At 35.5% G+C, this 10,019-nt stretch carries 9 protein-coding genes (1 of these 9 cut by a window edge); 6 read left to right on the forward strand and 3 right to left on the reverse strand.

Features of this window, described 5'->3' with window-relative positions; all coding sequences use genetic code 11:
- A protein-coding gene (locus tag LMC10_RS07100) for a helix-turn-helix domain-containing protein (protein ID WP_087216118.1) crosses the window boundary here: on the reverse strand, positions 1–103 show its 5' end (the start). Its footprint begins 248 nt before the window's first position; 103 of the gene's 351 nt are visible here — the first part of the coding sequence; it begins with the start codon at positions 101–103; the stop codon falls past the left edge of the window.
- 179 nt (positions 104–282) lie between these two features.
- Here LMC10_RS07100 and LMC10_RS07105 point away from each other — a divergent pair, with 179 nt between their 5' ends.
- The gene (locus LMC10_RS07105; protein ID WP_229269316.1) at positions 283–3,927 is read left to right on the forward strand and encodes an SEC10/PgrA surface exclusion domain-containing protein; all 3,645 of its coding nucleotides are present in this window, start codon (positions 283–285) and stop codon (positions 3,925–3,927) included.
- A gap of 54 nt (positions 3,928–3,981) precedes the next feature.
- Here the strand turns inward: LMC10_RS07105 and LMC10_RS07110 are convergent, their stop codons facing one another.
- Entirely contained in the window at positions 3,982–4,383 is a 402-nt protein-coding gene (locus tag LMC10_RS07110) for a hypothetical protein (protein WP_152726467.1), read from the reverse strand.
- A gap of 270 nt (positions 4,384–4,653) precedes the next feature.
- Between LMC10_RS07110 and LMC10_RS07115 the strand changes: the two genes are divergently transcribed.
- The 5 genes from LMC10_RS07115 to LMC10_RS07135 all read left to right on the forward strand — a co-directional run bounded on the left by LMC10_RS07115 (position 4,654) and on the right by LMC10_RS07135 (position 8,588).
- The gene (locus LMC10_RS07115; protein ID WP_229269317.1) at positions 4,654–4,995 is read left to right on the forward strand and encodes a hypothetical protein; all 342 of its coding nucleotides are present in this window, start codon (positions 4,654–4,656) and stop codon (positions 4,993–4,995) included.
- Positions 4,995–5,642, forward strand: coding sequence for a hypothetical protein (locus LMC10_RS07120; protein WP_229269318.1), 648 nt, complete (start codon positions 4,995–4,997; stop codon positions 5,640–5,642). The genes LMC10_RS07115 and LMC10_RS07120 overlap by 1 nt, the downstream gene beginning before the upstream one ends.
- 291 nt (positions 5,643–5,933) lie before the next feature.
- The gene (locus LMC10_RS07125) at positions 5,934–7,103 is read left to right on the forward strand and encodes a Rep family protein (protein WP_229269319.1); all 1,170 of its coding nucleotides are present in this window, start codon (positions 5,934–5,936) and stop codon (positions 7,101–7,103) included.
- A gap of 2 nt (positions 7,104–7,105) precedes the next feature.
- Positions 7,106–7,306 (forward strand): hypothetical protein, encoded by a 201-nt coding sequence (locus LMC10_RS07130; protein WP_102816491.1) that lies wholly within the window; start codon positions 7,106–7,108, stop codon positions 7,304–7,306.
- A gap of 76 nt (positions 7,307–7,382) precedes the next feature.
- A complete protein-coding gene (locus tag LMC10_RS07135; protein WP_229269320.1) occupies positions 7,383–8,588 on the forward strand; it encodes a tyrosine-type recombinase/integrase in 1,206 nt (401 codons plus the stop codon).
- 687 nt (positions 8,589–9,275) lie between these two features.
- Here LMC10_RS07135 and LMC10_RS07140 read toward each other — a convergent pair.
- On the reverse strand, positions 9,276–9,608 hold the full coding sequence (locus tag LMC10_RS07140; RefSeq protein ID WP_035154933.1) for a helix-turn-helix domain-containing protein: 333 nt from the start codon (positions 9,606–9,608) through the stop codon (positions 9,276–9,278).
- Positions 9,609–10,019: the final 411 nt, after the last annotated feature.

Raw genomic sequence — 10,019 nt, forward strand, 5'->3', positions numbered from 1 at the left:
ACAAAAAATTAACAGAAAGATCGCTAAGCTCAGCTAAATCCTCCTGTGTTAAATTTAATTCCTTACGTCTTTTTCGGATCCTATTCCCAAGATCATATGTCAACGTTTCCACAGCCTTTATCACATAGTTTATAACATAGCGTAATCTTCAACTATGGAAGTTAGAACACTTTATAATAGTGGTTTAGAGCTGTTGATATATCAATAGTCAAGGTATAAAATTGTAACTGTTATAGAAGGGGATTTGAAGATTTATTTATAAAGATGAGGAGATATTCTACTATGGTTGAAAATAATAATTTTCAAAAGAAATTAATTACTACAGCTTCAATCGCTACTGCTGCTACTGTAGCCGGGGTTGCTGTTACAAATAACGTTCACGCTGATACTGTTAATAACAATGCACAAACTCAAACAGTGCAAGATGTTCGCCAACAAGCTATTAAGAATGCTGAACAAGGTGTAAAGTCTGCACAAGCTAATTTAGATTCAGCTACTGCTGCAAATAGCAACGCACAAGCTAACTTAACCAGTGCTCAGGGCGAACTTAACAGCGCTACTAGTGCTGCTCAACCACAACAAAGTAAAGTTGATCAAGCACAAGCAAATGTTAACAGTGCAACAGCTGCAAACAGTACCGCCCAAAGCAACTTAACTAGCGCTCAGCAAGCAGCACAAAGTGCAACGCCTGAAAATATTCAAAAGACACAAAATGATATTGCTAACCAAGAAAACCGAATCAAGAGTGACAAACAAGCAGTTAGTGCTGCTCAACAGGCTGCTGACAAAGCTAATACTGATGTAAAGAATGCTCAGAATGCTCAAACACAAGCTCAACAAGATGTTGATGCTAAGCAGTCTACCGCAAATGAAGCGCAAAAGAACCTTGATACTGCTAAAGCAGCCTTGAATGGTGATAGCTCTAAAGTTGATCAAGCATTAGCAGATGCTAAGGCTAAAGTACAAGAAGATCAAAATACAGTTAGCCAAAAGAACAATGATTTAACTGATGCACAAAATGCTCAAGCAAAGGCTCAACAGGATGTTAATCGATTTGGCAACGGAGCTACAGATGCACAAAAAGACGCCCTTAATAAGGCTAACGACTCTGTTAAGAACGCTCAAAAGGTATTAGACCAAGCCAATGACGCCCAAGTAGATGCTCAATCTGATGTAAATGCAAAGCAAGCTACTGTAGAACAAAAGCAAGCTGCATATAACGATGCTGAAGATGCCTTAAAGGGTACTAATGTTGAAAAGCTTCAAAAGAATTTGGCTGACGCAAATGCTAATGTTGCTGCTAACCAGCAAAAGGTTAGCCAAGCAACTGCAGCTAAGAATTCTGCAGAAACTAACAAGAATAACGCAACCACTGCTTTAACCGCAGCTCAAAACGCACAAAAACAAGCGGCTGCTGATGTAAGTGCAAAGCAAGCTGCTGCCGATAAGACACAAGCTGCCTTGAATGATGCAGAAACTGCATTAAAGAACGCCCAATCGAAGACACAACAATTAAATGACCAATTACAAAGTGTTAATACAATTACAGTTCCTGACGGTTATTATGAAGCCTTAAAGAACTATATTGATTATGATGGACGTAGCGACTGGAACTCTAGTGTTGCAAAGCAATTAAGCAAGAAGGTTTATCAATACCGTGACGCTGGCTACAGTGAAAATCAATATAAGCACAACAAAACTGAAGAAAACGAAAGCGTTGATTACAATAATTTAACTACAGATCAGCAAAAAGAACTCAGTTTGTTTGCTGCTGATTTAATCAATCAAATTCGCCAGCAAGTTGGCACTGATCAAGTTAAGGTAACACCAAACTCAATTGCATTTGGAAACAAGATTATTAAAGAAGGTTACAACGACCCTAGTTGGGATGTATTTGGCTCTCATATGACAAATGGTCAAGGACATAATACACCGTACTTTAACTCACTAAATGTAGGGGTTGCTGAAAACGCAGGAGGTTCCTTAGCAAGTTGGCATTATAATGATAATGGACAATTGGTGAAGAACTCAATTGCACCTCAAACAATGGATAGTCTCAAAGAGACAATTTATAACACAATTCGCGGAATGATGTTTGCTGATGGAAATAGTGGATGGGGACATGCAGCTAACTTTGCTGACTACGGCACTATTGTTTCAAATCCAGTATTAGGATTTGGATTTGATAAGTATGGCTATACTCACTTTGATATTCTCAATGCCAACTTATCCAATCATCTCAGTGAAAATCCATATACCATTCCTTCAAATTCAGAATTGATTGCTGAGTATAATGATGCAAAAAATGATCAAGCTGATAAGCAAGCTGCCTTTGATAGTGCAAAGAGTACTGATGATACCGCTCAAAAAGCTCTTTCTGATGCAAAGACAGATAAGCAAGTAGAAGACAACAATGTGGCTTCTGCTCAAGCAAACCTCACTAAAGCTGAATCTACATTAAGTGATACATCGAATGGTCTAACTAATGCACAAAATGCACTTGTTCAAGCACAAGCAGTTCAAGCAAGCGCTCAACAAGCTGTAGATAATCTCAGTGCTGACTTAAAGACTAAGCAAGCTGCTGTTGATAAAGCTAGCCAAGAACTTAATGCTGCTAAAACAGCTTTATCTGATGCTCAAAGCAACTTAAACGCAAAGCAATCTAGTGTTAAGAATGCTACTGAGGCTCTTAATCAAGCAAAACAAGCTGTAGTTGCTGCTCAACAAGCAATTGATAATGCTAATGCAAAGGCTCAACAAGTTAAGAATACTCTTGAACAGGCTAAGAAGAATACGCAAACTGCTCAGAATGCATTACAAACTGCTAAGGACCAGCTAACCACTGATCAGAAGACTCAAGCTAATGCACAAAAGGCAGTCGATAATTTCAACGCTGACCAGGCTACTAAGCAAGCTGCAGTCAACAAGGCTCAACAAACTCTTGATCAAGCTAATAACCAACTCGCTGTGGCTAAGACTACTTTAGATCAAGCTACTCAAAAGTTAGCTAGCCTCCAAAAAGTTGCTGCTAACAAGGCTCAAGTAGTCACAGCTGCTAAGGAAACAGTTAAGGATGATCAAGCTAAGTTAATTGATCTCAATAACCACTTAGCAGATATGAAGAATGCTCCCGCTAAATTAGCCGCTGCTAAGCAAGCTGCTAGTCAAGCTGTGCAGGTATTAGCAGATGCAAAAGCAGAACTTCAAAAGCAACAAGATGCTTTAGCACCATTTACCGAAGCTATTAAGGCAGCCCAAGCTAAAGTAGCTACTGCTCAAAAGACTGCTGATCAGGCTAACCAAGCTGTTAAGGAAGCTCAATCTAACTTAGACCAAGCAAATAACAAGCTTGCTGATGCTAAGATGACAGATGCTCAACGATACGGTAAAGAAGTTGTTGTTAACCCAGTTAGCCTTACTGCCGGTGACCAAGTTCCATCACCTAAGTTAGCTAATGCATTAACTTTAAATGACAACAACGGGTTCGCGGTTGTTGTAAATAACGGTACCGCTGCTGAACTACCTGCGGGCACGACTGCACAATGGGCTAATGAAGTTCAAGTACAGGCTGATGCAAACAATGCTGGTAGCTATACCGAGGATGTTTTGGTAACCTTCCCAGATGGTTCGCAAACGACTGTTAAGGTACAAATGAATATTGCTGCCAAGAAAGTAAATGTCTACACAAATGGAAGCAAATTAACTTCAACTACTTCCGATACTGTTAATAGTTTCGGAAACAGCATCAAGAGCACATCTACAAGCAATACTGACAGCAATGTTATGACCCGTGAAGCATATAAGGCTTCCCAAAAGAACAAATTACCACAAACTGGTGATGCTAATGAATCTAGCCTAGTAGCATTAGGACTAGCACTAGCAGCAACAACAGTCAGTCTTTTTGGACTTAAAAAACGTGAAAATTAATAAAAATATTAAAAATCACAAATAAAGGAGACTTTCCGACTGGGAGGTCTCCTTTTAATTTTGGCTTCGAAGTTGTTCTTCAAGTTTTTTAACTTCTTTATCGACTTCATTTTGAAATTTATAGAACCGATAATTAAGTTGATTTTCAGTGAGATTAGGATTCCTTAATGACTTTAAGGTTTGTTTACCAATTTTTCTTAAATGATTAGCAACAGGAAAATCAGCACCAAATCTTTCAACTAGATAATCTACAAAATTTGGGCTTAGTAATATAGTTTTTCTACCATTTATTAATATGATTTTTTTATCATCTTTAGTAATTTTGAATTTGTTCCCATTTTTCTTGAACGTATGTTCGCCAAGATAATTACCTCTAGATAAAAAGTTCCTTAAGGTCGTTAACTTAATATCGAAGTCAGTAGCAACCTCATGTATTGTTTTCCAATTATTATCCATAAAACTCCCTCCATTCTAGGAGTTATTATATCACTATTTTAATAAACATATATTAAACATAAAAAGTAATTCGATGTTTTTTATTCAAAATACGCTTATTATCCATAACTTTATACATAACTTAATCATCGAAAAGTGCTTCAACAACTATATAATACTACATTCATCATATAAAAATAATGTTGACAGTTTTTAATAAACGAATAAAATGATAATTGAATTTTGTTCGAACATTATTTAAAAAAACATATAATAAAGAAGGTTGATAAAATGTTACAAACTGCAATTGTCAATGATGAGTTCTTGCATAAAGTTCAAAAATCGAAAGTTATCGTAATTGATAAGAGGGACAACTACTTTGATGATCAAGGTAAGAGACAGGATACGCCCTTAAACATGGTGTTCCGTTGTATGGCTATTGATCCTGAGATCTCAAAGATTAAGTTCTCAATTAAAACAAAAATTAATGATATTAAAGTAGGAGATATTGTACGAGTTAGCGTTGAGAAAGCCAGTGTTTATGCACTAACTAATCGAGATGTGCCCAAGAATACAATGATACCAATCCGTGTGTCACTGAAGGGACAGTTAACAAAGGTGGTGGAGAATTAATGATATTGTTATTTTTTCGATGGCTATTACGTCTACCTCTTTTATTGTTAATTGGGACCATCTTAGTTGGGATGCTAATTGGTACGTACAAGATTTTAACTCACTTCTGGGGAGAAGATGTTTTCGAAGAAGTTTTGAGAAGAAAAGAGCGGGAAAAGCAGTTAAGTAAGAAAATGCAGGAGAACAAAGATTGGGAACGGAGGCTTTCATACGATCAAGCTCATGTAAGGCGGAAAGAAGAGGAGTTAGCGGGCTTAAGGAAGAAGTTTAAGCAGATGATCAAGAAACTAGATACGGAGATTGATGAGAGGGCCAGACTTGTTAGAGCTTGGCGCCAGATTAATGAGGCGAATACTCTCTCTTTAAATGATCAGGCTGGAGCAATAAGTATTGCTAGGGAAAGGATAATAACTCGTTCGAATAAAGATACTTTCTACAAAGCGTTAAAGAATGTGAGCAAAGACTTTACATTAGTAACGCCAGATGATATAGAGGTCGTTCGACATTATTTGCAAGAGCAATTTATTGATAATGATTGTGAGGCTTTTGTTATGAACGTATTTGACCTACTAGTTGGACGGCATGTTAATTGTTATGTTGCTGCTTGGATGCTCTATACCATGCTGCATAGCGATCTACCTGACTAATGGCGGGTAGCAATGATGACGAAGTTGGATGGCTTGAAAAAGACATCCAATTGAGGAAGAGATGCTACGGTAGCGTAAATGCGTAAGCGTTCATTAGTCAGGAGAGGAGCTATAAGGTCAATGGTATCAGACTAAGTGGAGATCGAGGGGCTGAGAAAATAGTCTCCAAAAGATTATAAACTAACGATTAATTACTTGATTAATTAATAGCGTGCGATTGGGCTTGTTATTTCGCACGCTATTAATGGACGAAAAATTAAAAAAACATTGTGATAGCAAGGGGGAGTGAATATGGTTGATGAAGGAAATAAAATAACAAGATCGCAGATTGTGATGTATGTACAACAACTGTCATATTTACCCTTTGATTCGTTAGAAGCTCTGGAAAGGAGGCTAAAAGAGTTGAAAAAAGATAAGGGCTTGATCAAATGGGCATATATAATTCATGATAAGGATCAAAAGGATGGAAGAACAATAGAAAAGCACATTCACTTGAATCTACGATTTGAAACTAGGATATCGGTTAAAAGTATTGCAAAGATGTTAGATGATGAGGAAGAAAGAATAGAGGTCTTTACAAAAAGAGGACAAAGTTTAGAGCAAAGTTGGATTAACGCTCTAAGTTATCTAATTCATCGGACCGCTAAATCAAGGGATAAATATCCATACGATCCAAATGATGTTAAAGCAAATTTTGATTATGTTAAAACAATCAAAAACGCCGAAAAAAGTATCAAAGGGGCTAATAAAATTGTTGATCAGTTTTTAAAAGAAGAGATTGATTATGATACAGCTGAGATGTTGTTAAGTAACTATGGAGCTAAGGTGCTTTCAAAGAATAAGAAAGTATTGGATAATGCGAGAGAGTTTCTGAATAGGAAACGATATAAAAAATGGGTCGAAAAAAAGAAAAAAACAAATCAAAGTATCATTGTAGTTTGGATATGGGGTGAGGCTGGAACTGGAAAAACTAGTTTTTGCAAAGACTTTATGAATGAACGAAATATTGAGTATTATGAAGCCTCAGGACATAATGATCCCTTTCAAAATTATGCGGGGGAAAAGGGTTTAATACTTGATGAACTTAGACCGAGAAACTACATTACGTATTCAGACTTGTTAAAGATCTTAGACCCCTATGATTATGATAAGACGGCTGTTGCTCGCTACCATAATAAATATCTGATGTGTGATTATATTTTTGTTACATCTCCATTTAGTCCTTACTCGTTCTATAAGAATGCTCAAGTAAAAGATACAAATGATTCATTAGATCAATTACACCGACGAATTAGTATTTTATTGCATTTTACTTCGAAGGATATTATAGAGGTAAAAGTCGAAGGAAATACTTATAAAGAAATCAGCAGGATAAAAAATGTATGGTCACAAGAGGCACGTGGTCAACAAGATAATAAATTGTCACTTAACGAACTTACAGATTTAAAAGGAAATGATTAATTATGTTTGGAAAAAAGATACTAAATGGAAAACAATTAAGAGAGACGTTGGGGATTAGCACAACTGTTTATTATCAACTTCTAAAAAACGGAATGCCATTCCATCAGCTAACAACAACTAGTAAAAAATATTTTAATATTGCAGAAGTAGAAGATTGGCTGCAAAAGTCTGGATATCATAGACAGATGGTTTGGACAAAGTGAGCATGGAGGTTGTAAAATAGTTAGTGATAATTATTTTACGACTTCTTTTTATATCTTATATAAAGGAAGAAATAAAATGATTAAAAAGAAAACTACAGGAAATCGTGCTGGTCAATGGCAAGTACGTATTCAACCCATCAATCCGGTTACTAAGAAAAGAGAAAGTTGGCCTGTCGAATATGCAAAAACTAAGTCCGAAGCTGTATCTCTGGAACGGAAGATGTGGGCAGACTATGAGAATGGTATAAACTTAGGCGATGGCAATTCTATTTTTGTAAAAGAATTAGAAAAATATGTCAATAATCGACGCGATATGATTTCACCAGTAACACAGAAAGATTGGGATTACACTGTTAAAATCTGCAAAGAATACTTTCAGAGAGCGAAAATCAGGGATATTAATCAGCATGTTATGAACCAATTTGCTCACGATTTTGTAAAGAAACACAATGTTACAGTTAGTAAAACAACTGTAATTGCGCGACGTTTAACACATATCAGAAAGTTCTTTAAGACACTTGAAGGTAAAGTAATCAAAGAAAACCCAGTGCCTGAACGGTTTTTGCAGTGCTTCTTTCAAAAGAGTGATTTTAGCCTTGGAAAAGAGATCTATATTTTTTCAGACGAGGAATTAGAAGAGATTCGAGAAGAAATTCAGAAAGAATTAAAGCTATCTCCAATCAATAACTGGGGAACTAAGCTCTCAATCTGGATTGATCTTGAAACAGGGATGCGTCCTGGTGAGCTTCAAGCCTTAAGATTTTCAAATTTAGTTACTGAAGATGGATTTACGACTTTTAAGATTGATGATAGTTGGTCTGATTCGACTAAGAGCTTTAATGGCACACTAAAATCTAGGCCAAAAGGTTACTCTCGTGAGTGTTTACCAATTAGTAAGGATTTGGCGGAAACTATCGAAGAATATTCCGAAAAACAAGTTAATTTCCTGAAACATCATCAGATTAAGAACATACAAGATCTAGTCTTTATTAACCTACATGATTATAAGGCTGCTGCTAATGATGTGCCGATTACACAACGAAGTATGAATTTAATGTTAAAAAATTTGTGCAAGAAGTTGGAGATAAATTCCGGCAATAAACAATTATCTATGTACTCTTTTCGCCATACTGTTTGCACGAAATTAGCAAATAAACCGGGAATGAGTTATCCATGGGCAGCCGAACGAATGGGGCATAGTCTAGGTATGTTTATGAAGACCTATGTTAAGGCCGATGCAGATGTTAATAAACAGATGATCGAGAGCTGGCTAAATAAATAAAATTATCGTGCACATAATCTGCACAAATAATACCTATATAATAGGAAGAAACTGTTGATAAAACTATCAAAGTGAGTGATTAACCTCTATGCCTCTAGTTGGCATTATAAAAGATTTATAACCAATTAGAAGTCTACAGATTAAGCCGATAAAGCTTATTATGTAGGCTTTTTTGTATGCTTAAGAAGTTAAGTGAATTGTTCCGAAATTTTATGAATTATTATTCTAAACACAATTTTAACCACACAAAAATAAAAAAACACATTTTGTGTTTATTTAGAAATTAGAGAAGGTTCTGACCGTTGATATATCAACGTTTTGGTTTTAAATTGTGTGATGGTGGAAAACTCCATAATACTGATTAATACAGTAAAACCAAATGGTAAAACAGTATCAATAAGTCGCCTTTCTGTTAATAAAGCAAGCACACGTAAAGATGCTAAGACGATAACTAAGAAAGTACAACTTAAACAATCAGTTTCCTATTCGGGTGTATGAAAACTCTCAGATAATCCATGGAAATAAGGAAGTTCGTTTAGTAGGCCTACAACTTGAAACTGTAGAAGAAGCACGACAAAAACAGCGAATTACAAAAACAATCAGTTTAATAAACGTCATCAGGTGAAAAACAAAGAGATGATTTGTCATTCGAATAAAAAAGACCTCCCGTCATAATTGGGAGGCTTTTTATTTATTTTCAAGAAGTTCTAATATTATTTTACTCAAATGTTCTGTTTTAGAATAATCGTAATTTTCAAGCTTATTAATTAATTTCGTTAACTGTGGTCCACGATGAGGCTCAGTTCCTGTGGATGTCTGATTGATCATTAGAGAATCCATCGATGTGCCAAGAGCAGTTGCCAATCTTAAAAGGGTAGTCGAACTAACATCGTTTGACCCACCACGCTCAAGGCGAGAAATAAAATTAATTGATAAATTGCTTAACTCAGCGAGTTGTTGTTGGGTCATATTTAATTCATGGCGACGGTTAGCAATATTTTTTCCTAATAATTGTTGCATAGTTAATCTCACTTATCCTTTTAATATTAGGATAAAAGTAAGTATGACTATTTAGAACGTTATTTATAAGTGTTAATAGTTGCATATATGCATTTAAGATTAGTTATTTATGTGCGTTGATATTGACTTATGTGTGGATGAAAAATATAATAAAAAATGTTAATTGTAAATAGCTTCTTTTACTATTCAAAGTGATTAGTAATAACCATGTATTTATTTAGGGAGATGTTAAATACATATAAATAGAAAATAAAGGTCATATCGATTTAGGTTTAATTATTAGAAATTTAATGCGCACATAACAAATATAATTTTGGGGGATATTATGAATAGAAAAAATACCATCCTTAAGTCAACTTTACTTGCTACATCAGTTGTAACTATTAGTGCAGTTACTAATGTTACGGTTCA

This window comes from Limosilactobacillus reuteri subsp. simiae (genome assembly GCF_020784875.1).
GTDB classification, from domain to species: Bacteria; Bacillota; Bacilli; order Lactobacillales; family Lactobacillaceae; genus Limosilactobacillus; species Limosilactobacillus reuteri_H.